Consider the following 21,664-nt stretch of genomic DNA (forward strand, 5'->3'; position numbering starts at 1 on the left):
ATTAATCTTACTGACTAAAAATTCGCTCAAATAAACTTCGAGAAATTTCTACCAATTCAATCAATGAATATATATTCGATCAATCAACCAGTAAAAATCCACACAAGTTGTTCTTCTTTAACTCTTAATGAATCACTCAATACTTCGTCAGCATCAAGCTAGGTCGGCTATATTACTCTCTATCTCTAAAAAGTCAACTGAAATTACAGATAATTTTTAAACCTATTTAATCAACCAAAAAATTTAACCATCAAGCTAAATGACTGTTAATCAACAAGTTTTTATCCGCATCCCCGCCGGTAGGTGCGCATTCTACACCATCACAATTCCAATTCAACCCCAAACAACAGCTTTTTATACCGAGTGGTTGTTTCATGTTCATTTCTTTGCTTTATTGCTCATTTCTGAATCAAATGCATCATTGTTTGGATATTATTCTGTATTTGGGCTGTCTAAATATGCCAACAGCATTGTTAAAAGCTCTGTTTTCAGTCGTGCTTCTTCGATTAAAAATTGATTGTGACTAACATAGCGCATCATGGTGAAGAGCGTACTATTGATAATGACAAAAGATTTATGTTTTAAGGTTTCAAAATTCCAATGACTATAAAAGCGGTTAAATACATAGAGCCCGACTTCAAAAAAATGTTTTTCAAGCACTTGCGCAGATTCGGACTCACTGTATTCATGCCAGTTTTTTAGGATTTCGATCAGAAAGCCTTGATCTGCTTTAAGCGACTCAAATCCGAATTCGATGCTATTTTGAATCACTTCTTTGATGGTTTTGTGTTGTTCTTCCATGACTAAGGCTTTAAATCCAAGCCCAAGCTTTTCACTTTTCCGCATGAGCAATTCTTCGACGATTTGCTCTTTATTTTCAAAATATTGATAAATAGAACCAACGCTCACACCTGATATTTCAGCAATTTTGGGTGTAGTGGTGTGAAGCACGCCATGTTGACTAATGCAATATAATGTCGCTTCGAGAATATCATCGACGATGCGCTTTGCTCGCTGTTGCTGTGGTCTTTTTCTCATCTATGCTTCCTTGCCTTATCGCTAACACCACTCTGCCTATTGTATGGCAGAGTGTTTCCATGAATGCGAATTGAATGCGAATAAATATTCATATTAGTATATGGTTAAATCTTAAACAGAGTAAAAGATCATGTCATTGACCTATCCGACTCGCCTTATGGCATTTGAGCATACCCAAAGTAGCAACTGGATGACGCAGATTTTAAATCATTTGTGCGATACACCTGTTCAGCCTAATTATGCTGAACATTGTCAGATTGCACGCTCAATTAATGATGGTGATCGGTTGATGGATCCAGTTATTGAATGGGTCATGCAAGCTCCTAAAGAACGCCGTAAATTATTTGAAACAGCATTATTTCAAGGACTTGATCATTTACAGGGTGATGCAACTGAATATACTCACGATGATGTAAAAGTACTGTATGACTTCTTTGCTCAAGTTGAACAAATACCGTCGTGGGTCGATCAAAAGAAAATTCAAAATGCGGTCAATTTCACTCATCGTCTTGGGATCAATAATGGTTTTGTTTTGCGTGATGTGTCTTTGATGGCAGGTTATATGTTCCCAGGTTTTAATCAACCCTTAGTGCTGACGGGCGCATTAAAGCAACAAGTCAATGTACGCCTAGCAGAAACGACGAAATGGTGGATTGATATTACAGAAACTGATGGCTTACAACGCTTTCACTCAGGTTTTACTTCAACCATTTATGTGCGCTTTATTCATGCGTTGGTACGCCATCAGTTAAAAAAATCTGAGCGTTGGGATAGCAAGACATGGGGTGTACCGATCAATCAGTATGATCTCGCCATGACCAATATTGCATTTTCAAATGTAGTGCTGTTAGGTGTTCGAGCTTTAGGTATTTTCCCAAATAAAACCGAAGTCGATGAATATTTGCATTTTTGGCGCTATGTCGGTTGGCTTATGGGTGTTGAAGAAAAATGGCTAATTAACAAAGAATCAGAAGCTTGGCGGATGATGTATTGGTTGCAATTTTCCCATCCTGCTTCTGATGAATCGAGTGCCGCTTTGGGCGCAAGTTTGTCCAAAGAGCCGTTCTTTCGAGAATATCGCCACTTCCGCCCATTACAACAGAAGTTGGCATATCGACAACATTTGGAAATTACCCAATTTTTCATTGGTAAAAAACGTATGCAAAGCCTCGGTCTGCGTACTCGCCCTGCATCGTGGTTTGCCTATTATCTCATCATGCGCAATTTGATTTTATATACTGGCGCAAAGCGTAGTCCCAAACTCAGTCAATATTTACAAAATCAAGGGCGCCGTATGCAGAAGATGGGGTTTTCACTCTATCAAAGTCCTAACAATAAAAACCAAAGCAAACAACTGGCGAGCATGCATCAATAGATGTATTGCTTGCCTAAGTTTGTAAAATCATTGTTTGTAAAATCGTTATTGCACGCCCGAGTCTTTGCTCCACACCAAAATCTTAGTAGTAGACTCTTGTACTACCTCATCATTTTGATTTTTGGTCTGGCTAAATAGCGTGATCACGCCTTGATTCGGTTTGGACTGTGAACGGCGTAACTCGGTAATCTCTGATTCAACATGAAGCACATCATTTGGACGCGTCGGACGTTTCCACGACACCTCTCCACCAAAACCGACCAAACCACCCGCCACAGGAAAGCTCTCTACCCATAGACGCATAGTAATCGCCGCCGTCTGCCAACCACTTCCTGCTAAGCCTTGAAATACAGGATGTGCCAAAGCAGATTGTTCATCTAGATGAAAGGGTTGCGGATCATATTCAGAGGCGAATTGTTTAATTTTTTCTTCTGTCAGCGCATATTCGCCACTCTGATATTTTTGACCGACAGCCAAATCTTCAAGATAAAGTTTCGTCATGATTTGCTCCTTTAATTGTTCTCATCATAGTAGAAAAATATGCAACCTTCGACTTAAGTAGATAAATATAAATGCAAATTGCTCAGCGTTTGCACAAATCAATAATTTTTCACCTCCCTGTCACGGCATTGTCATTTCTGACTGATATTTTTGGCGCTTATTTATTGGGGGTGGCGTTCCATGATGAACAATCAAAGCAAGTATAAACGTACAGAAGCAGGCACTCGTGAACTGACGCAAAGACAACTCAAAATCAATGCACGCGCACGAACTTTATTGTTATTAATTGAAAAAGATAATTTCAAACAACTTAGCGCTGATGCCTCCAATAAAATCGCAAGCGCAGAAAATTTCCAGACTTTGCTGGATCTTGGTTTGATATATGACACGACGATTCATCAACAGACAACTTTAATGTCTACAAATGAAATCGTTGATCATCAGGCAGAATCCATCTCGCAAACGCATTTCATAGATGATTTAGCAACTGAACCTACAAATAATAATACTCAGCCAAAGCCTAATTTTTTATCTAAAGTCTCACGCACGCTCTCTCAAGTGAATGAAGCCTTGCAGTCAGAAAAAGTTGAGCGAAAATTAGTTGTACAAGAAAACACTGACAATCCACGCTTTGATACAACATTAAATCTTATAAAAGAAGAAACCGCTAAACAAACACTTGATGACACAAGAACAGCTAACTCTAAAGCTCAATCAGCCAAAATCATTGAACCTGCTTCCCCATTCAAAGCACCGACGCCAATTCCGCCAAAACCTGAACAGATCGCTGAAGAAAAACCAAGTGTTGCAACGATTAGTTTCGAAGAAGTGAAAAATTTAATGCAACAAACGCTTCAGCAGTATTGTGGATTGATGGCTAAAGCCTTGATCGTTGCGATAGGAAATACAGAGAATACGCATCAACTACGCCAATATCAAAGCAAATGGCTGACCTCATTATTCGAAACACGTATCGGTCGGCAACAGCTCAATGAGCTACTCAGTGTCATCAATGCAAGTTTGGAACACGTTAATCATAATCAGTTGGCGAGTTAAGCTTTTGAGTCGTGAATCCAACTAAACCCAAAACGAAATAATCAATAACATTCCAACCAAAATACTAAACCCTGCCAAGAGCATCGGCTGATTGGTTTTATAGCCTTCCATCATTTCCGCATCGGTAATCGAACGTAGCGCTATGCGATATTGTTGCACCGAGATCAGACAGATAATCATCCCCAAAACGATCACCCCGCCCCCAGTCCATTTGCTAAATGCAATCTTGTCGGCATATTTCACAGGGTCAACCAGTTGTGCTAGAAAGGCTGATTTTTCAATAACAAAGCCAAAAGCAATCAACGCCAAACTACTCCGATTCCACGCCAATACAGTGCGTTCCAAAGCCAATAACACACGTGGATCTTGCAAATTTGACATATTCTTACTTTTCCATGACCAATTTCTTGCTAAGCTCAAACCATAAAACAAGCACAGGGAAATTACAATGAAGATTCAAATTATTGTTGGTAGTATTCGGGAAAATCGTGTGGCGATTCACGTCGCCGAGTGGATGCAAAATGCCTTACAAGACATTGATGCCGAGGTGGAAATTGTCGATCTAAAAACGTGGGATTTGCCGATGTTTAGCGGTGCGTCACCGATGTCATTAAAAGGTAATTATAGCGACCCATTACAGAAAAAATGGTCTGAGAAAATTACTGAGGGCGATGCCTATTTCCTCATTTCACCTGAATACAACAATGGCTACTCACCTGCGCTAAAAAATGCCTTGGATTATCTCGGTACAGAGTGGAGTGGCAAACCTGTCGGTTTTGTCAGCTATGGTTCGGTCAATGGCGCACGCTCGATCTCACAAATCCGTCAAGTTACCACCGCACTTGGGATGATTGATAGCAACATCAGCTTGCTCATTCGTGATATTTTCGCACGCACAAAATCAAACCCATTTGAAGGAAATGAAACTGAATACAATGTCCTCAATGATTTGGCAAACCAGCTGATCGCATTAAGCCAAAAACTGAGCCAATAAAAATCGACTGATATTGAAGACAAGCATTGCGAATGACATGTGACCGCATGTCATTTTGACCAATGTGGGGCAGCATTTCAGCGCATATACTTGATCCAATCGCTTTGAAAAACAAAAATGCAGTCACGGAAAGACTGCACGAATGCAACTCAATAAGGAAATATCAATGAAAAAAATCACCCAACTTTTCGGTCTGACTACGATCGCTATGAGCGCATTCGCCATGAATACTGCGCAAGCTAAGCAAACTTTCTGTGTATTTGATCTCGTTGGTACGCAAGGCGATGTCTATGCCTTGATGAAAGATTATCAACTTGCTTCAAAAAAATGGGGTGCAAATATCGAGCTTAAAGCCTACACCGATGAGCGCGTGCTAACCGAAGACTTTAAAGCTGGCAAGTGTGACGGTGCCAGTATCACAGGGATGCGTGGTCGTCAGTTCAATAGTTTCACTGGTTCAATCGACTCGATTGGTTCAATTCCAAGCCTAAAACTGGCGGTGAAAGTTATGCAAACCTTGGCTGATCCTCGCTTTGCCAAAGACATGAAACAAGGTAAATATGAAATCGTCGGCATTGTTCCAGTCGGTGATGCGTATTTATTCTTAAACGATCGAAATATCAATACCATCGCCAAGGCAGCAGGAAAGAAAATTGCGGTGTTAGACTACGATCAAGCGCAGAAAAAAATGGTACAACAAGTTGGCGCACAAGCCGTTTCCGCCGATGTTACCAATTTTGGTTCAAAATTTAACAATGGTGAAGTCGATATCATTGGCGCACCTGCTGCAGTGTTTCGTCCTTTAGAGCTGTATAAAGGACTCGGTTCAAAAGGTGCGATTGCCAACTATCCACTACTGCAAGTATCAGGCAACCTGATCATTCACAGTGCAAAATTTCCTGCGGGATTTGGTCAAAAATCAAGAACTTGGATTAAAGGACAATTACCCCGCGCCTTCACTATTCTTGGTAAAATGAAAGATGACATTTCTGCAAAATACTGGATGCAAATCCCTGAGGGTGACAAATTGGGTTATCAAAAAATGATGCGTGAAGCCCGCATTCAGCTCACCAAAGAAGGCATTTATGACAAGAAAATGATGGAGCTACTTTGGCGTGCTCGCTGTGCGGAAAACCGTCAAAACTTCGAATGTTCACTCAAAGATGAGCAATATTCAAAAAAATAAGCCCATTGATTTGATTTCCACTTGTAAATCACAAATTCGCACAGATATGGTAAAATAACTGTGTTCTGATTTATTGGTGGAAATCATCATGACTGCCCAAGCCTTAGTTTTAACAAATAATGCTGCCGACAAAGTACGCCAACTGCGTGATAGTGAAGGCAATGCGGATTTGATGCTTCGTGTCTATGTGACAGGTGGCGGATGTTCTGGCTTTTCCTATGGCTTTAACTTCGCAGAAAGTGTTAATGATGACGATGCCGAGTTTGAAAATGGCGATGTCAAAATGGTCGTGGATTCGCTTAGCTATCAGTATCTTCTAGGCTCAGAAGTGGATTATGTCCAAGGCTTAGAAGGTTCTCGCTTTATTGTGAAAAATCCAAATGCAACAACAACTTGTGGTTGTGGCTCATCGTTTTCGATCTAGGCTTTTTCTATTTAATATATCCAACTACTTAAATGATTTAAACCGAACATCATTGTTCGGTTTTATTTTTTCTCATATTTTAAAAAGTGAAACTAATCCGCAAATGATAGGCAAAAAGAAGCCTAGGTCTGGGGAGAGCCTAGGCTTTGAGAAGAAGGATGTTTTGTTGACATCCTTGAGGGTTGATCGTGTCTCATTCGATCGAATCAATAGCTGTATTATGCCGATTTCTAGCAATTAACACTGTTTAGCGAAAGTTGCCAATCTTAAGCAGTATGTAAAGAATACATACAATATGTACAAAGCTAGCGCATCACATAAATGTTTAATATTTTGCTAAGACATTCATTTTTAGTCGTTAAAATTCCACAAAGACGATTTTTCGGCGAATCTTTACATGAACTCATTCATTATTTTTATCACATAAGTTAACAAAGCGATTTTTGTAGTTTAATTTTCGAAACTTGCCTCAAGCTCTTCAAGCGCCATCATCAATTCAAGCAGTTGCTCCTCATCTTCTGCTAATTTTGTTTTCTGCGACGTCTGCTGATCCATTAATTGCAATAGCTCGGCTTTATGATCAGCTTCATAGATTGCGCTATCCGCCAATTGATTTTCAATGGTTGTAAGTTGTGTTTGCGCATTTTCGATCGACTTTTCTAATTGTTCCATTTTCTTACGCAGTGGACGAGTTTGCTCACGGCGTCGTGCATTTTCTTTGCGCTGTGCTTCTTTATCGACTTTGACATTGGAAGTTGTCGCTGTTGGATTGTCTATTGCTTTTGCAGTTTGTGTAGAATCTGTCGTTGCGCTGGCTGTCGCTGATATGTCGTCCTGTTGCTTTTGCAACATCTGCTGACGCGCTTGACGTAACCATTGACTATATTCTTGCAGATCACCGTCAAACTCCGTCACTCGCCCATCATGAACGAGCAATAAATCATCGCACACGGTCGCAATCAATTGACGTTCATGCGACACCAACACCACCGCTCCTTCGAAGTCTTGTAGTGCCATGGTCAGCGCATGACGCATGTCCAAATCCAAATGGTTGGTCGGTTCATCCAAAATCAATACATTTGGACTTTGCCACACGATCAATGCCAATGCCAAGCGAGCACGCTCACCACCCGAGAAGCGCTGACACGGTGTATCCATGCGCTCGCCACTAAAACCAAAACTGCCTAAAAATGACCGCAAACTAGCCTCACTAATGGATTTATCTGCGATCCGAGCAAGCTGTAACATCGGACTGGCTTGATCATCCAGCGCATCCATCTGATGCTGTGCGAAGTAGCCGATATTCAGTAATTCAGAAGCTTGACGTTCACCTGTGAGTAAAGGCAACTGACCAACTAATGATTTAATCAGTGTCGATTTTCCTGCGCCGTTCATACCGAGTAGGCCTAAGCGAGTTACAGGCGTAATTTGCAATTTTACTTTTGAAGCGATACTTTTCTCTGCACTATAACCAATCGTTGCATCGTCTAGGCTGAGTAATGGCGAGCTCATCCGAGTCGGTTCACGGAAGCTAAAGGTGAACGGCGTATCCACATGCGCAGGCGCAAGATTCTGCATACGTTCAAGCTGTTTAATACGGCTTTGCGCTTGGCGGGCTTTGGTGGCTTTGGCTTTGAAGCGATCAATAAACTTTTGCAGGTGCGCTCGTGTTTCTTGTTGCTTCTCAAAAGCTTGCTGTTGTTGTGACAAGCGTTCACTACGAATGGTTTCAAAACTGGAATAATTGCCTGAATATAGCGTTAATTCTGCATTCTCAATATGCAAAATATGATCGGTCACTGCATCCAAGAAGTCCCGATCATGCGAAATCAAAACCAGCGTACCTGCATAGCTTTTTAACCAATCTTCTAACCACAAAATCGCATCTAAATCCAAGTGGTTGGTCGGCTCATCGAGTAATAATAAGTCTGAACGGCTCATCAATGTGCGAGCCAAATTCAGTCGCATACGCCAACCACCGGAAAAACTTTGTACAGGCTGACGAATCTGAAATTCAAAAAAACCTAAACCTGCCAGCAATTGTGCTGCTTTAGCAGGTGCAACATAGCCATGAATTTCATCAAAGCGAGCATGCAACTCCCCAAGTTCTATATCACTGAGTTGGTCGCTATTTTCTAACTTATTTTGGATTTGCCAATATTCCGCATCACCTGACAAGACAAAATCCAGCGCAGGTACGGCCAACGCTTCGATCTCTTGCGCCATATGCGCCACGATCCAGCTCTGAGGACGCGTCAATTGCCCTTCATCAGCACCTAGCTCTCCCAGTAACGCAGCAAATAAAGACGACTTCCCTGCACCATTGACACCAGTTAAGCCCACTTTCCAACCTGGATGGATTTGCATCGTGGCATTTTGGAATAAAGCACGGACGCCACGTCGGATGCTAAAATTTTCAAGTTGGATCATGTGTCATCATCGTTTCACTGTGTTGAGGATCTCTATTGTAAACAATTTTACAAATCGTCCATAGTCTAGTTTGAGACACCCTATTGTGGGGTTTATTTAGACTGATTTGGCGTTCATTTTTAATGCACATTTTTACTTATTGTGAACAAATTCACACAAAATAAACTGGAATTTGGAGCAATTACTCTATTATTTATGTGTAAGCACGATATTATTCTGCTCAAGTTGGATTGGGAATGAGTCCCGCCAAAAAACAACAATTGAATGATGCAAAGATGAAAAAACTTGCACTTGCCATCGTGGCAACCTCCGCTATGGGTGCAATGTCGAGCACTCAAGCAGCAACAATGTGTGTATTTGACTTACTTGGTGCTTCAGGTGAAGCTTATCAGCAAATGAAAGACTGGGCGTTACAAGCGAAATCTTGGGGTGCTGATGTTAAATTAAAGGCTTACACCGATGAGCGTGTTGCCAATGAAGATTTCAAAGCAGGCAAATGTGATGGCGTTAGCATCACCGCAATGCGTGCTCGTGAATTCAATAAATTCGTAGGTTCTATTGATTCTATTGGTGCAGTACCAAACAATAAAGTTGCGCAAAGTGCAATCAGCTTCACTTTGAACTCTCGTAATGCTGGCAAAATGGTTAGCTCAAACAAAAAGTACGAAGTCGTCGGTATCGCCCCAATGGGTTCTGCTTACTTATTCGTTAACGATCGCAACATCAACTCAGTTGCAAAAGCGGCAGGTAAAAAAATTGCCGTTCTAGACTATGATTCTGCACAAAAGAAAATGGTTCAACAAATCGGTGCACAACCTGTTTCATCTGACGTAACCAATTTCTCATCGAAATTTAACAACGGTCAGGTAGACATCATTGGTGCGCCTGCATATGCATTCAAACCACTTGAGCTTCACAAAGGTTTGGGTTCAAAAGGTGCAATGATTAACTTCCCAATTCTTCACGTCACAGCGAATGTTGTGATCAATCCAAGTAAATTCCCTGCTGGCTTTGGTCAAAAATCACGTGATTGGTTCGTGAAGCAATTGCCTAAAGCATTTAGCACGATTTCTAAGCTTGAAGCTGGTATTCCTGCGAAATATAAAATGAACATTCCAGCTGACGACCAGATTGGTTATCAAAAAATGATGTGTGAATCACGTATTGCTTTGACTAAGCAAGGCACTTATGACAAATCAATGATGTTTGTGTTGAAAAAAGCACGTTGTAGCGTTGATAAGTCAAATTTTGAATGTTCACTCGCTGGTGAATAATTCACACTCAAGATTTTATCTTTTTCATAAAACTGCCTCTCGGGGCAGTTTTTTTTATGTCATTTTTATGGTTTACACTTTTGTATTACAGCTTTTCAAAGATGTATTCACCTATAATCTGACCTGTTTTTTCAATGAACATGATGATGATTCGCATAGCGACAACTGGCGACTTTGAGCAAATTTGGCACTTCTTTAAACCTATCGCTGAGGCAAGTGAAACCTATGCTTTTGATCGTGAAGTATCGAAAGACAAGGCTTTTGACATTTGGATGACTTTGCCCAACCGAACTTATGTTTATGAAAAAGACGGAGAAATTCTAGGTTCATACTATCTCAAAACCAATCAAAGTGGTGGCGGATCGCATGTGTGCAACTGTGAATATATGGTCTCCGAATCCACACGAGCTCACGGCGTCGCTGCCAAAATGTGTGATCACTCTCAACAGGTCGCACGTGAACTCGGTTATCTTGCGATGCAATTTAACTTTGTCGTGAAAACTAATGATGGTGCAATTCGACTTCAGCAAAAGCTAGGTTTTGATATCGTTGGTCGCTTGCCAAAAGCCTTCAACCACCTCAAACAAGGTCTTGTTGATGCCTTAGTCATGTATAAATGGCTTAATTAGCGTTCCACGTGGAACATTAATTCTATCCAATCGAAACTCAAATTAGCGATCCATACGATCAACAAACTTGGTGATGTCTCTCAGTGCCTTTTTGGCTGGTGCAATCCAGTGATTGAACATGTGGAAGTTGTGCCACATGCCTGAATAAATCGTCAATGTGCAATCGACATCGGCACGATCTGCCGCATCTTTCAGCCGCTTTGCATCATCAAGTAAAATTTCCTTACTTCCAACATGGATCAGCATCTCTGGCAATCCTTTGAGGTTGGCAAATAATGGCGAAACATAAGGCTCATCAACACTGGCATTGTCATTCAAGTAATACTTTACACCATCTCGTAACAGCTGTTCAGACAATAAGGCATCATGCTTTGCATTACGTTTTATTGAAGCGCCACTCAGTGATAAATCAAGCCATGGTGATAATAAAATCAAACCATTTGGCAACGGCAATTTTTCATCTCTTAACTTCAAACACAATGCTAATGCCAAATTTCCTCCGCAAGAATCACCTGATAAAGTAATGTTCTTTGCCGAAATGCCCTGCTCAAGTGCTTCAAGATACGCAGCTTGTAAAGTTTCTAATGCAAAAGGGAAAGGATGTTCAGGCGCCAGTGGATAATCCATATGAATCACTTGTGCACCAGTAGCTCGCACCAAATCACACATGAACCCGCGATGACTATCCAGACCGCCGAGAAAGAATGCTCCGCCATGAATATGAAAAATCAGTTGCGTCGCAGGGTCTCGTTTATGGCGGATTTCCTCACATTGCATGCCTGCCAAATGTAACTGGCGAAATGCCAAACGCTGATCCACAGGAAATAATTTCCCCGCTTTATTCATCAAATTGCGCAATACATGTGCCGAAAACCCTTGCCGACTTGGAAAGTGCACACACATTCGTAATATTTTTTCGATTGCAAAAGTTTTGAATGGATTTGAAGCAGGCATATAATTTTTCCACAATTGGACTAGCTATTCACAAAAGAAGCTTATAAAATTACAATTATAAACGAAAAAATCATAATAGAAATTCGTTTATGACTTATCGTTGATGAACTCAGGAAAACCTTCGCAAGGAAACCAAAAATGGAAAAATTCGCATTTGTTGCACTTAGCAGTGTACTGGCAACTTCAGCTTTCGCAGCAGACCTAAACAATACTCAGTGGAGAACCGTTGATGATGAAACAGGCAAAGCGAAAGCTTTGGTTGAATTCTCAAAAAGTTCAAATGGTACTTATACTGCTACAATCAAGAAACTACTTGACCCAAAAGCTAATACAGCAGTTTGTACTGAATGCTCTGGTAGTCAAAAAAATAAACCGATAGAAGGTTTAGATATCGTTCAAAACCTGAAACTAGACAAAGGCAATAAGTACACAGGCGGTACGATTCTTGACCCGAAGTCAGGCAAAACCTACAAAATGAACGCTGAAATGGCTTCTAATGGTAAAACATTGAAAGTTCGTGGATTTATCGGCGTAGCCGCTTTGGGTCGCAACCAAACATGGCACCGTGTGAAATAATATTCTGATCTAATCAGGTGTTATCAAAAGCTTGCGATTTCGCAAGCTTTTTTATGTCTATCATTTCGCCAAATTGGCATATTCCGCTTCGTCAAAACCAACTAAAATGCCCGATCCTGTGTCCAACACAGGTCGTTTAATCATACTTGGGTTGGCGATCAATGTTTCGATGAACTGTTCTTCATTTTCAAGTGCGTAGGCTTGTTGTTCAGAAGAGAGCTTTTTCCACGTGGTTCCCTTTTTGTTCAAAATCACATCTTGATTTTTTTGTTTGAGCCACTGTTTTAATGTCGCTTCATCAATACCCTGCTTTTTATAATCATGAAATTCGTAGCTCACGCCGTGCTGATCTAAAGCTGTAAATGCCTTCTTCATCGTATTACAATTCTTAATACCATAAATTTTCATCATAAATTTCCAAAAAATATTCAGATTTCGCATAGATAGGATAACTGGTCAATAAAAAGTGATAAAGTGCTATTGACGAATCAGTAAAATTCACTAAACTGTAATATGTAACAGAATATTTTAACAATTTTTACAACGTTTATGGGGAATAACCATGAAAAAATTGAGTCTTGCTACAGCACTAATCACTTCACTATTTGCCATGGGTGCAAATGCATATCAATATGAACTTAATGTTGGTTATGAAAATACTGACTTTGAAAATAATCTAGGTGGATTTGAACTTGACTCTGATGGGGATTTATTTTTTGTTAACGGTAAATACTACTTAAATACCGTAAATACTAAAAATGCTCCTCTAGCTGAAGCTGCCTTTTTAAATAAAGCTAGTAATATTGGTTTAGGATACGTTAATGCTCAAAATGAATTGAGCGAAGCTGGTATTAATGCAGAAGAAGAGTTTGAGATTATTGGTGTTAATGGTGAATTCTTTATTCCTAACTCTCAATTTTATATTTCTGGTAGTTTAAACCAAGTGGATTATACAGCTAGCGCACGTGCTCCTGGGTTTACTTATGATGAATCTGATGACACTACTGGCTATTCTTTAGAAGCTGGTTACTTACCAGTAAATGGTTTATTACTCGCATTAGGTGTGTCTAAAGAAAGTCTAGATCCTGTACTTGTTGCAGAGAATGGTTTCGTTACATCTTTAGGTTATGTGGGTGCAGTTGGTGAAGACACAACCGTCAGCACTCGTGGTAAGTACGTGACTCAGATCGGTGGCTTTTACACCAACTTTGAAGGTGTAGTCTATTTTGGTGACGAAACAGCTTATAAACTTGGTGGTGATCTGTATCTTGATCCAACATTAAGTGTTGGTGCGTCTTTTGCCGATTCTACAGCTGATGAATCAGAAACTATCTTCGGCATCAATGCGAAAAAATTCTTTACACCACAAATCGGAGTTGGTGTTGCATACACCACAGCGGATGACGTTGATTCTGTTGGTATTAACGGAACTTTCCGCTTCTAATTCCACATCGCTGATGAAACTAAAAATCGCCCAATTGGGCGATTTTTTTGTGGCTTGCATCGCAGTGAATTTTTCTAAAGCACATTTTCACAATGTATCAATCGCAGCTGCAAACTTATTTGCCCACGAAATTCATTTTTTTCCAAGCTATAAGCAATTCTAACTTTTGGTGCTATTTCACCTTGCTCAATTTTTTCAACAAAATTAAATCCAATCGCATCAATACTGTGATTTGCATCAATCTGTAATTTTAGTTTTAAGTGCTTTTCCTTAAGCCATTGATAATCAGCAACCTGAAATATTCCTTCAAATATTGGCGATTCAAAGCCTTGTCCCCAAGGCCCAAGTTGTTCTAAGCATTGTAAAAAAGTAAGATTCAGCTCGTCTTTTTTGAGTGTGCCATCCGTATAGATTTTTGCTTGAAATACTTCAGAGTTGACCTGAGCAACTACGTCAATAAACGCCTGTCGAAACGCATCAAAATTTTCTTTTTGAATGGTTAAACCTGCCGCCATAGCATGTCCACCAAAGAATTTCACCAATTGTGGATGTTGTTCTGCTACTGCTTCGATCGCATCACGGATATGAATCCCTGCGATTGAACGTGCAGAACCTTTGAGATGCTCTCCATCTTCATCGAGTGCAAATACAATACTCGGACGATGAAAATGTTCTTTTAAGCGCCCAGCGACAATACCGATCACGCCTTGATGCCATTCAGGCTCAAAGAGTATCAACGCCTCAGGAAGCTGATCTTGTTCGATATGGATTTGTTGCAGATAATCAAAGGCTTGCTCACGCATCCCCTGCTCGACTTGGCGACGTTCGATATTCAGCCGATCAAGCTGATAAGCGTATGGATAAGCGCTATTCAGATCAGGTGCAAGTAAGCACTCAATACCGATCTGCATACTATCCATACGCCCTGCCGCATTGATCCGAGGACCAAGTACAAAACCAAAATCACTGGCTTGCAGTTGCGCTGCATTTTTTCCTGCGATTTCGATCAATGCCAAAATCCCTGCACGACACTGTCCTTGCCTGATGCGCTCTAAGCCTGCCTGTACCAAAATGCGATTATTAAAATCAAGCTTCGCCACATCGGCAACCGTACCCAATGCGACTAAATCGAGGAACTGCGTCATGCGCACGCTCGATTTACCGAGCTTTTGTCGATGCGTGGCAAGCCGAGCCAAAAGATAAAACGCTACGCCAACGCCTGCCAAAGACTTACTGGCAAAAGTACAACCCAATTGATTGGGATTCACCACAGCTTCGGCTTTTGGCGTCGCTTTCGTGGTGAGATGGTGATCGGTAATAATGACTTGCATACCGAGCGCATGACAACGCTCTACACCTGTATGGCTGGAAATACCATTATCCACCGTCATCAATACATCAGGTTGAAAGCGTTCATAAGCAAGTTCTGCGATCGCAGGTGTTAAGCCATAACCATATTTAAAACGGTCAGGCACGATATAATTCACCGTTGCACCCATCGCTTGCAAAGCTAAAACAGCAAGTGCGGTACTGGTTGCCCCATCGGCATCATAATCACCAACGATGAGTATTTTTTGTTTTTTATCAATCGCTTGATCTAAGATTTGTACTGCTTTATCCAAGCCCATTAAATCAGGTTGTAACAAGTGTTTTAATTGTAAATCAAGTTGTTCAACTGTCGTGTCACGCGCTGATAAAATCCGTGCCAATGTGTCTGAACCAAGATATTCATATTGCTGTAAGGGCTGTTGTAGGGGGCGTTGTTGGGTAATTGAATGATTCAATGGGAACATGCTAGTTTAAAATGAATTAAAGTAACATGGTTTTAAAGGTTTTACCTAGGGTATCGTTTATATTCATTGATTGATATAGGATTAGGAAAGTAGTCTTTACCAGTATAAGGTTCAAAATAGTAACTAAAGTCTTCGTCCTATTTTTAGTACTATTGATTTGAAATGAATTATTACAATTAGGTAAATTATTTCTTATTTAGAAATGTTTAATTACCAACATGGTTAAAATATATACTCATTAATTACAACACGCATTATTTTTATATTTTATTACTTATTGATTAGGTTAAAGATTTTTTAAATTGGCAATATTATGTTACTTATATCAGGAAGAATTAAAACGATAGCGGGCTGTTAAAAGCGTAATTGCAGAGGCTTTGTCCATAAAAAACCACGCATATCACACAAAACAAATAAATGTTATATATCAAATAGTTAATTAGAAACAACTAAGTTGTTTTTCTACATTGATAACGTTATAAATGACATGTTCATTCTATCATGAGGCATTTTGATGAATCAACAATACTTTGAAATGCAGGCTTTAACATGGCGAGCAACACCTCCAATCCAACAAGATGCAATTTTGATTGGTCACAGCGTTATCCAGCATGATGGACTCATCAGTAAACGCTATATTTATCCTGCCAGTGAAGATTGGTGTGCTGCGGTTTCTGATGGGGTAAATAGTAGTCCCAAAGCAGAAAAAGCCTCAAAAAGTGTCTTAAAAAGCGTGTTGGCACAATTCCAAGCAAAACAGCGGATTTCTTTACAACAGGTTCAAGAGGATTTAAGTACACACTTAGCAGCCAATCCAAAAACATATAGTGCCAGTGCAACATTGGCTTTAGTTAGTCATGCAAGCCCACAAGGTTTTGTTAATATTCAGCATGTGGGAGATAGTCGGGTTTATTTATTTAATGGGCAAAATCAGCAATGGTATGCCCTCACCAAAGACCATAATTTTTTAAATGAAATGGTTGAAAATCGCGAAATTGAAATTATCGTAGGGCAAGAATATGCCAGTTTCTACTATATGCTCAATCATTGTTTTTGTGCCGATTCATTACATGAAATCCCCGAATTTCCACCCAAAGAAGAATATTTAACCGACGAAGATGCGTTATTGATTTGCAGTGATGGTGTTCACGATATTTTGGAATGTTCCAACTGGCTGCCTTTATGCGCTGAAGTTCCTTTAAAAACATGGTTGATGGAAATGAAAACTGCATTGCATCAAAAATATGCTTACGATAATGTGAGTATGATTTTAATTCGTTTAAAACGAGGTCATCATAATGAATCATGAAGATTTATTACAACAAGCGAAAGCGTTTACCAAAGATGCTGGTTATGTTTCGGTATCATCTTTACAACGCAAATTTATGATCGGTTATCAACAAGCTAGACAACTCACCGATACACTTATTCAGCAAGGTTTTTGTGAAGCAAAATTTACACCTCAGTATGGCTATCGAATTTATAAGCAGGGGGATAAAACAACAATGTCAAAAATTAAATTTGAACCATGGATTGGAAGTAAATATTTTACGAATAATCGTTTTGGCTTACGTGTACTAGTACTCGGTGAATCACATTATGGTGATCCTGCTGATTATCGTCCAGAATTTACCACAGAAATTGTCCGCTTGCTTGCTCAAGAGAATAGACATGCTTTTTTTACTAAAGTTTCAAGCGTTTTGCTTGGCTTAGAAAGTGGTAAGTTGGATGATTATACTCGTGGGGAAATATGGGAACATATTGCTTTTTATAATTACATCCAAGACTATGTGGGTACACAAGCAAGAATATCCCCCACATCCGAATTATGGACTGCGGCTCAGCAACCATTTTTGTATATGATTACCAAATTATCACCACAAGTCATTTTAGTGCTTGGTAAAGCATTAGGTTCTCATATTCCAAAACTACCTGACCATATCCAAGTCTGCCAAATTGTTCACCCATCTAGCAGTCACTTTACTTATAAAGAAGCTAATCCTTTATTTTCTAGAGCTATTCAGCAAGCAAAAATCAAAGTCTAGATTTCTTATAGGAGTATATGTTCTAAATATCTGATAAATTGGCTATTTAGAACAAATTTTTTAGTCCATACATAGAACTAATCAAGGCATCAGACGTTGAATTAACCAATCATCGCCCTGCTTTTGATAACAGATTCGATCATGTAAACGATTTGGTCGGCCTTGCCAAAACTCATAATAATCAGGTACTAAGCGATAACCACCCCAAAACTTGGGTTTATCGAGCTGTTCCGTATTTTCAAACTGCTGTACTGCATCGTCAAAGCGTTGTTGTAGCACTTCTCGGCTTTCAATCACACCACTTTGCGGCGTGCTGACATGCGCTGCAATTTGGCTATCACGAGGGCGTTTGTGATAATAATCAGTCGATTCAATTTCGGAAATACGCTCAATTTGACCTGAAATCCGCACTTGTTGCTCAAGCTCAGCCCAATAAAACAAAATCTGCGCTTGTGGGTTTTCCGCTAAGTCGAGCCCTTTTTTACTATCATAATTACTATAAAAATCATAGCCTTGATTCGTTGCACCACGAAGTAGTACCGTACGCACGTGCGGTAAAGCTTGTGCATTCGCCGTTGCCAAATACATCGCATACGGCTCATGCAGGTCGCAGGTCAGCGCTTGATTAAACCACAATAAAAATTGCTCATGTGGTATTGGCGCCACATGATCTTCATGCAACTCCCCACGCTGATACGAAAGTCGTAATTCGCTCAGATCTTTTATACTTGAACTTTCAATACTTTGCTTAGACATCTCTTATTCTGCGTGCATATCAGCTTGTTGACGGATACTATTTTCCAAATGTTTTGCCAATTGGCTGACTTCATCCAAATTATCACCTTCGACCATCACTCGGATCACGGGCTCAGTCCCAGATTTACGAATCAGCAAGCGACCTCGCCCTTTGAGCTGTTGCTCGGCTTTTTCAAACTCTGCCACAAGTACAGGATCAGCAAATGGGTCTATCATCTGTGCAAGGCGAACATTTTCTAAGACTTGAGGAAAAAGTTTAAAATCTTTAACCAATTCATCTAAGCTCGTTTCTTGCTCAACCAAAACACGCATCACTTGTAATGCAGCAATAATCGCATCGCCAGTGGTACTTCGATCTAAAGTCAGAATATGCCCTGATGGCTCTCCGCCAATAAACCAGTCATTTTCTTCCAACGCTTGAAGTACATAGCGATCACCAACTTTGGCACGAATAAATGGTATATCCACTTTGTTTAAGGCAAGCTCAAGCGCCATGTTACTCATAACAGTGCCGACGATACCACGTGGTGTTTTTTTACCTTTCGTGGCAAGAATATACAAAATATGATCACCATCAATCAGCTGACCATTTCGATCGACTAACATCACACGATCTGCATCACCATCAAAGGCAATACCCAAATCGGCACGATGTTTAATAACCGCCTGTTGTAAATTATCAAGGTGGGTCGAACCACACTGCTCATTAATATTGGTGCCATTCGGTTGATCAAAAATGCTAATGACTTTTGCACCAAGCTCTCGAAATACCGCAGGACCCACGCTATAAGCCGCACCATTGGCACAATCCATGACAATCGTAAAGTCTTGCAAATTCAGATGATATGGGAAGGTTGATTTACAAAACTCGATATAGCGCCCTTGCGCATCATCGACACGAAAGCTTTTACCTAACTGATTAGGTTCTTGGATGAAAATGTCTTTTTCAAGCTCTTGATTGATTTGTTCTTGGATTTCATCTGCAAGCTTTTTTCCTTCATTGGAAAAAAACTTAATACCATTATCAAAATAAGGATTATGTGATGCCGAAATTACAATCCCTGCATTGGCATGTAGCGCACGAGTAAGATGGGCAATCGCAGGAGTCGGCAATGGACCAAGCAAATGTACGTATACGCCCGCCGAATTTAATCCTGCTTGTAATGCAGATTCCAAGATATAGCCTGACAGCCTTGTATCTTTACCCATCACCACAATTGGCTTTTTCTTTGGAAAAATGCGTTTAAGCACAGATCCAGCGGCAAAACCAAGCCTTAAAGCAAACTCTGGGGTAATTGGTGTTTGACCAAACTGTCCACGTATTCCATCTGTTCCAAAATAACTCATCGAATATCTCTAATTTCATCTTTCTAATATTAAATTGTATGCATTCTACATCAAAAAATAGCCACCTGCATGAGGTGGCTATGATATCAAAATATATAATATAACTTAAACCAATCAGCCCACCCGATAGTTCGGTGCTTCTTTGGTAATGGTCACGTCATGTACATGCGACTCTTTCATACCTGCCGAAGTAATTTTGACAAACTTAGCATGTTGACGCATATCTTCGATGCTTGCAGAACCTGTATAGCCCATAGATGAACGTAAGCCACCCATCATTTGGTGTACGATATTGCCCATTGGCCCTTTGTACGGTACACGTCCTTCGATACCTTCAGGGACCAGTTTCTCCGCACCTGCTTTGGCATCTTGAAAATAACGGTCTGCTGAGCCACTTGAACCAGACATCGCACCAAGTGAACCCATTCCACGATAGGCTTTGTAGTAACGCCCTTGGAAGAACTCCACTTCACCCGGTGCTTCTTCTGTACCCGCCATCAATGAACCAACCATGATGGTACTTGCACCTGCGGCAATCGCTTTAGAAATATCACCTGAGTAGCGAATACCACCATCAGCGATCAAAGGAATTTGCTCTTTCAAGGCTTGAGCGACATTATCAATCGCAGAAATCTGTGGTACACCAATCCCTGCAACAATACGTGTAGTACAGATTGAACCTGGACCAATACCGACTTTGACGGCATCTGCACCTGCATCAAGCAGTGCTAATGCTGCATCACCTGTTGCGATATTGCCACCGATCACTTGCACTTGTGGGAAGTTTTGCTTGACCCAACGTACTCGTTCGATGACACCCGCAGAGTGACCGTGTGCTGTATCCACTACGATCACATCAACACCAGCATCGACCAATGATTCAACACGGCTTGGTGTTTCTGCACCTGTACCGACTGCAGCACCGACACGTAAGCGACCCAAGTCATCTTTACAACTGTTTGGATAAAGCTCTGCTTTACGAAAGTCAGTGACAGTGATCAAGCCTTTTAAGTTTTGTTGATCATCAATCACCAAGACTTTTTCAATGCGATGTTTTTGTAATAAGGCTTGAATATTTTCTTTAGACTCACCTTCACGCACTGTCACCAAACGATCTTGTGGTGTCATGATATTACTAACAGGCTGTTCAAGGTTGGTTTCAAAGCGTGTATCACGCCCCGTCACGATACCAACCACTTTTTCACCTTCAACCACAGGTACACCGCTGATATTATTGGCTTGGGTGATTTCTATCAACTCACGCACGGTAGTGTTTGGCGTAACAGTGATTGGGTTTTTCACCATACCTGCTTCAAACTTTTTCACACGGCGTACTTCTGCAGCTTGCGCAGCGATATCCATATTTTTATGCAAAATACCAATACCGCCGTGTTGTGCCATTGCAATCGCCATACGGGATTCTGTCACCGTATCCATTGCCGCAGAAACAAGCGGAATATTAAGTTGAATATCTCGAGTCAGGCGTGTTTTTAGAGAAACATCTTTTGGGAGGACTGTAGAGTAAGCAGGGAGTAACAAGACATCATCGAAGGTCAATGCTTCTTGAACGATGGTCAGCATAACAATCTCACTGGTAATTTCCGTGCGCTATTATAAACAAATTTCAATTAAAATTGCACTGTTGATTGCGATTTGCATATAGAAATTCTCATTTATGTGGTGAGGGCTTTATTTCTTAGACTTAAACAATCTCAGAATTAAAAAAAGGAGTCAAAATAAGGAGTCAAAATGAAGACAATGCAATATTCCTTTACGCAATCCACCCTGAATTACCCAAAAAATCATGTTAAGGTCGATGAAATTTAAGAATAATTTTTGAGG

General features: G+C 40.4%; 21 protein-coding genes. 11 read left to right on the forward strand and 10 right to left on the reverse strand.

The genetic code is table 11. The features are described from left to right. Positions 1-432: 432 nt before the first annotated feature. Positions 433-1,038 carry a TetR/AcrR family transcriptional regulator gene (locus ACE3PQ_RS06875; protein ID WP_374296396.1) on the reverse strand — a complete coding sequence of 202 codons (606 nt, stop codon included), beginning with the start codon at positions 1,036-1,038 and terminating at the stop codon, positions 433-435. A 130-nt stretch (positions 1,039-1,168) separates the two neighbouring features. Between ACE3PQ_RS06875 and ACE3PQ_RS06880 the strand changes: the two genes are divergently transcribed. After that, positions 1,169-2,413 (forward strand): oxygenase MpaB family protein, encoded by a 1,245-nt coding sequence (locus ACE3PQ_RS06880; RefSeq protein ID WP_374296398.1) that lies wholly within the window; start codon positions 1,169-1,171, stop codon positions 2,411-2,413. 45 nt (positions 2,414-2,458) lie between these two features. Here the strand turns inward: ACE3PQ_RS06880 and ACE3PQ_RS06885 are convergent, their stop codons facing one another. Beyond that, positions 2,459-2,914, reverse strand: a complete 456-nt coding sequence (locus ACE3PQ_RS06885; protein WP_374296399.1) for a MaoC family dehydratase — start codon at positions 2,912-2,914, stop codon at positions 2,459-2,461. Between the two features lie 180 nt (positions 2,915-3,094). Between ACE3PQ_RS06885 and ACE3PQ_RS06890 the strand changes: the two genes are divergently transcribed. Next, positions 3,095-3,970 carry a hypothetical protein gene (locus ACE3PQ_RS06890; protein ID WP_374296401.1) on the forward strand — a complete coding sequence of 292 codons (876 nt, stop codon included), beginning with the start codon at positions 3,095-3,097 and terminating at the stop codon, positions 3,968-3,970. Positions 3,971-3,991: 21 nt separating this feature from the next. Here the strand turns inward: ACE3PQ_RS06890 and ACE3PQ_RS06895 are convergent, their stop codons facing one another. After that, positions 3,992-4,351, reverse strand: coding sequence for a YidH family protein (locus ACE3PQ_RS06895; RefSeq protein WP_092621736.1), 360 nt, complete (start codon positions 4,349-4,351; stop codon positions 3,992-3,994). A gap of 67 nt (positions 4,352-4,418) precedes the next feature. On the opposite strand from ACE3PQ_RS06895, the gene ACE3PQ_RS06900 reads away from it, so the two are divergent. The 3 genes from ACE3PQ_RS06900 to erpA all read left to right on the forward strand — a co-directional run bounded on the left by ACE3PQ_RS06900 (position 4,419) and on the right by erpA (position 6,574). Continuing rightward, the gene (locus tag ACE3PQ_RS06900; RefSeq protein ID WP_374296403.1) at positions 4,419-4,964 is read left to right on the forward strand and encodes an NADPH-dependent FMN reductase; all 546 of its coding nucleotides are present in this window, start codon (positions 4,419-4,421) and stop codon (positions 4,962-4,964) included. A 208-nt stretch (positions 4,965-5,172) separates the two neighbouring features. Continuing rightward, positions 5,173-6,150, forward strand: coding sequence for a putative solute-binding protein (locus tag ACE3PQ_RS06905; RefSeq protein ID WP_374296444.1), 978 nt, complete (start codon positions 5,173-5,175; stop codon positions 6,148-6,150). An 88-nt stretch (positions 6,151-6,238) separates the two neighbouring features. Further along, positions 6,239-6,574 (forward strand): iron-sulfur cluster insertion protein ErpA, encoded by a 336-nt coding sequence (gene erpA, locus ACE3PQ_RS06910; RefSeq protein WP_092621730.1) that lies wholly within the window; start codon positions 6,239-6,241, stop codon positions 6,572-6,574. Between the two features lie 450 nt (positions 6,575-7,024). Here erpA and ACE3PQ_RS06915 read toward each other — a convergent pair whose 3' ends face one another. Beyond that, positions 7,025-9,004, reverse strand: a complete 1,980-nt coding sequence (locus ACE3PQ_RS06915) for an ATP-binding cassette domain-containing protein (protein ID WP_374296405.1) — start codon at positions 9,002-9,004, stop codon at positions 7,025-7,027. Between the two features lie 275 nt (positions 9,005-9,279). Here ACE3PQ_RS06915 and ACE3PQ_RS06920 point away from each other — a divergent pair, with 275 nt between their 5' ends. After that, the gene (locus ACE3PQ_RS06920; RefSeq protein ID WP_374296446.1) at positions 9,280-10,278 is read left to right on the forward strand and encodes a putative solute-binding protein; all 999 of its coding nucleotides are present in this window, start codon (positions 9,280-9,282) and stop codon (positions 10,276-10,278) included. A gap of 143 nt (positions 10,279-10,421) precedes the next feature. Next, positions 10,422-10,907 carry an N-acetyltransferase family protein gene (locus ACE3PQ_RS06925; protein WP_374296407.1) on the forward strand — a complete coding sequence of 162 codons (486 nt, stop codon included), beginning with the start codon at positions 10,422-10,424 and terminating at the stop codon, positions 10,905-10,907. Positions 10,908-10,949: 42 nt separating this feature from the next. On the opposite strand, the gene ACE3PQ_RS06930 is transcribed toward ACE3PQ_RS06925, so the two are convergent. Then, a complete protein-coding gene (locus ACE3PQ_RS06930; protein ID WP_374296409.1) occupies positions 10,950-11,861 on the reverse strand; it encodes an alpha/beta hydrolase in 912 nt (303 codons plus the stop codon). A 138-nt stretch (positions 11,862-11,999) separates the two neighbouring features. Between ACE3PQ_RS06930 and ACE3PQ_RS06935 the strand changes: the two genes are divergently transcribed. After that, positions 12,000-12,437: a DUF2147 domain-containing protein gene (locus ACE3PQ_RS06935; protein WP_374296411.1), complete on the forward strand. Its 438-nt coding sequence runs from the start codon at positions 12,000-12,002 to the stop codon at positions 12,435-12,437. A 60-nt stretch (positions 12,438-12,497) separates the two neighbouring features. Here ACE3PQ_RS06935 and ACE3PQ_RS06940 read toward each other — a convergent pair whose 3' ends face one another. Further along, a complete protein-coding gene (locus tag ACE3PQ_RS06940; protein WP_374296414.1) occupies positions 12,498-12,848 on the reverse strand; it encodes an arsenate reductase in 351 nt (116 codons plus the stop codon). A 151-nt stretch (positions 12,849-12,999) separates the two neighbouring features. On the opposite strand from ACE3PQ_RS06940, the gene ACE3PQ_RS06945 reads away from it, so the two are divergent. After that, positions 13,000-13,881 carry a putative porin gene (locus ACE3PQ_RS06945; protein WP_374296416.1) on the forward strand — a complete coding sequence of 294 codons (882 nt, stop codon included), beginning with the start codon at positions 13,000-13,002 and terminating at the stop codon, positions 13,879-13,881. A gap of 74 nt (positions 13,882-13,955) precedes the next feature. Here the strand turns inward: ACE3PQ_RS06945 and recJ are convergent, their stop codons facing one another. Beyond that, on the reverse strand, positions 13,956-15,665 hold the full coding sequence (gene recJ, locus ACE3PQ_RS06950; RefSeq protein ID WP_374296417.1) for a single-stranded-DNA-specific exonuclease RecJ: 1,710 nt from the start codon (positions 15,663-15,665) through the stop codon (positions 13,956-13,958). Between the two features lie 523 nt (positions 15,666-16,188). Between recJ and ACE3PQ_RS06955 the strand changes: the two genes are divergently transcribed. Together ACE3PQ_RS06955 and ACE3PQ_RS06960 are read left to right on the forward strand one after the other, a co-directional pair. After that, on the forward strand, positions 16,189-16,983 hold the full coding sequence (locus ACE3PQ_RS06955; RefSeq protein ID WP_374296419.1) for a PP2C family serine/threonine-protein phosphatase: 795 nt from the start codon (positions 16,189-16,191) through the stop codon (positions 16,981-16,983). Beyond that, the gene (locus ACE3PQ_RS06960) at positions 16,973-17,719 is read left to right on the forward strand and encodes a DNA translocase FtsK (protein ID WP_374296421.1); all 747 of its coding nucleotides are present in this window, start codon (positions 16,973-16,975) and stop codon (positions 17,717-17,719) included. Before ACE3PQ_RS06955 ends, ACE3PQ_RS06960 begins: the two co-directional genes overlap by 11 nt. 81 nt (positions 17,720-17,800) lie before the next feature. On the opposite strand, the gene pdxH is transcribed toward ACE3PQ_RS06960, so the two are convergent. From pdxH to guaB, 3 genes are all read right to left on the reverse strand, one after another. Continuing rightward, complete coding sequence (gene pdxH / locus ACE3PQ_RS06965) at positions 17,801-18,475, reverse strand: pyridoxamine 5'-phosphate oxidase (RefSeq protein ID WP_374296423.1); 675 nt, start codon at positions 18,473-18,475, stop codon at positions 17,801-17,803. Between the two features lie 3 nt (positions 18,476-18,478). Continuing rightward, positions 18,479-19,822, reverse strand: coding sequence for a phosphoglucosamine mutase (gene glmM / locus ACE3PQ_RS06970; protein ID WP_374296425.1), 1,344 nt, complete (start codon positions 19,820-19,822; stop codon positions 18,479-18,481). A gap of 114 nt (positions 19,823-19,936) precedes the next feature. After that, the gene (gene guaB, locus ACE3PQ_RS06975) at positions 19,937-21,403 is read right to left on the reverse strand and encodes an IMP dehydrogenase (protein WP_374296428.1); all 1,467 of its coding nucleotides are present in this window, start codon (positions 21,401-21,403) and stop codon (positions 19,937-19,939) included. Positions 21,404-21,664: the final 261 nt, after the last annotated feature.

It is taken from the genome of Acinetobacter sp. (genome assembly GCF_041911495.1).
Taxonomy (GTDB): Bacteria; Pseudomonadota; Gammaproteobacteria; order Pseudomonadales; family Moraxellaceae; genus Acinetobacter.

What these genes read in the sequence shown, in the direction of transcription:
- ACE3PQ_RS06960 (WP_374296421.1), top strand. Translation starts at nt 16,973, where the DNA reads ATGAATCATGAAGATTTATTACAACAAGCGAAAGCGTTTACCAAAGAT.
- ACE3PQ_RS06915 (WP_374296405.1), bottom strand. Translation starts at nt 9,004, where the DNA reads ATGATCCAACTTGAAAATTTTAGCATCCGACGTGGCGTCCGTGCTTTA.
- ACE3PQ_RS06925 (WP_374296407.1), top strand. Translation starts at nt 10,422, where the DNA reads ATGATGATTCGCATAGCGACAACTGGCGACTTTGAGCAAATTTGGCAC.
- glmM (WP_374296425.1), bottom strand. Translation starts at nt 19,822, where the DNA reads ATGAGTTATTTTGGAACAGATGGAATACGTGGACAGTTTGGTCAAACA.
- ACE3PQ_RS06945 (WP_374296416.1), top strand. Translation starts at nt 13,000, where the DNA reads ATGAAAAAATTGAGTCTTGCTACAGCACTAATCACTTCACTATTTGCC.
- ACE3PQ_RS06935 (WP_374296411.1), top strand. Translation starts at nt 12,000, where the DNA reads ATGGAAAAATTCGCATTTGTTGCACTTAGCAGTGTACTGGCAACTTCA.
- ACE3PQ_RS06895 (WP_092621736.1), bottom strand. Translation starts at nt 4,351, where the DNA reads ATGTCAAATTTGCAAGATCCACGTGTGTTATTGGCTTTGGAACGCACT.
- ACE3PQ_RS06890 (WP_374296401.1), top strand. Translation starts at nt 3,095, where the DNA reads ATGATGAACAATCAAAGCAAGTATAAACGTACAGAAGCAGGCACTCGT.
- ACE3PQ_RS06930 (WP_374296409.1), bottom strand. Translation starts at nt 11,861, where the DNA reads ATGCCTGCTTCAAATCCATTCAAAACTTTTGCAATCGAAAAAATATTA.
- ACE3PQ_RS06905 (WP_374296444.1), top strand. Translation starts at nt 5,173, where the DNA reads ATGAGCGCATTCGCCATGAATACTGCGCAAGCTAAGCAAACTTTCTGT.
- erpA (WP_092621730.1), top strand. Translation starts at nt 6,239, where the DNA reads ATGACTGCCCAAGCCTTAGTTTTAACAAATAATGCTGCCGACAAAGTA.
- pdxH (WP_374296423.1), bottom strand. Translation starts at nt 18,475, where the DNA reads ATGTCTAAGCAAAGTATTGAAAGTTCAAGTATAAAAGATCTGAGCGAA.
- ACE3PQ_RS06920 (WP_374296446.1), top strand. Translation starts at nt 9,280, where the DNA reads ATGAAAAAACTTGCACTTGCCATCGTGGCAACCTCCGCTATGGGTGCA.
- guaB (WP_374296428.1), bottom strand. Translation starts at nt 21,403, where the DNA reads ATGCTGACCATCGTTCAAGAAGCATTGACCTTCGATGATGTCTTGTTA.
- ACE3PQ_RS06875 (WP_374296396.1), bottom strand. Translation starts at nt 1,038, where the DNA reads ATGAGAAAAAGACCACAGCAACAGCGAGCAAAGCGCATCGTCGATGAT.
- ACE3PQ_RS06880 (WP_374296398.1), top strand. Translation starts at nt 1,169, where the DNA reads ATGTCATTGACCTATCCGACTCGCCTTATGGCATTTGAGCATACCCAA.
- ACE3PQ_RS06885 (WP_374296399.1), bottom strand. Translation starts at nt 2,914, where the DNA reads ATGACGAAACTTTATCTTGAAGATTTGGCTGTCGGTCAAAAATATCAG.
- ACE3PQ_RS06940 (WP_374296414.1), bottom strand. Translation starts at nt 12,848, where the DNA reads ATGATGAAAATTTATGGTATTAAGAATTGTAATACGATGAAGAAGGCA.
- ACE3PQ_RS06955 (WP_374296419.1), top strand. Translation starts at nt 16,189, where the DNA reads ATGAATCAACAATACTTTGAAATGCAGGCTTTAACATGGCGAGCAACA.
- ACE3PQ_RS06900 (WP_374296403.1), top strand. Translation starts at nt 4,419, where the DNA reads ATGAAGATTCAAATTATTGTTGGTAGTATTCGGGAAAATCGTGTGGCG.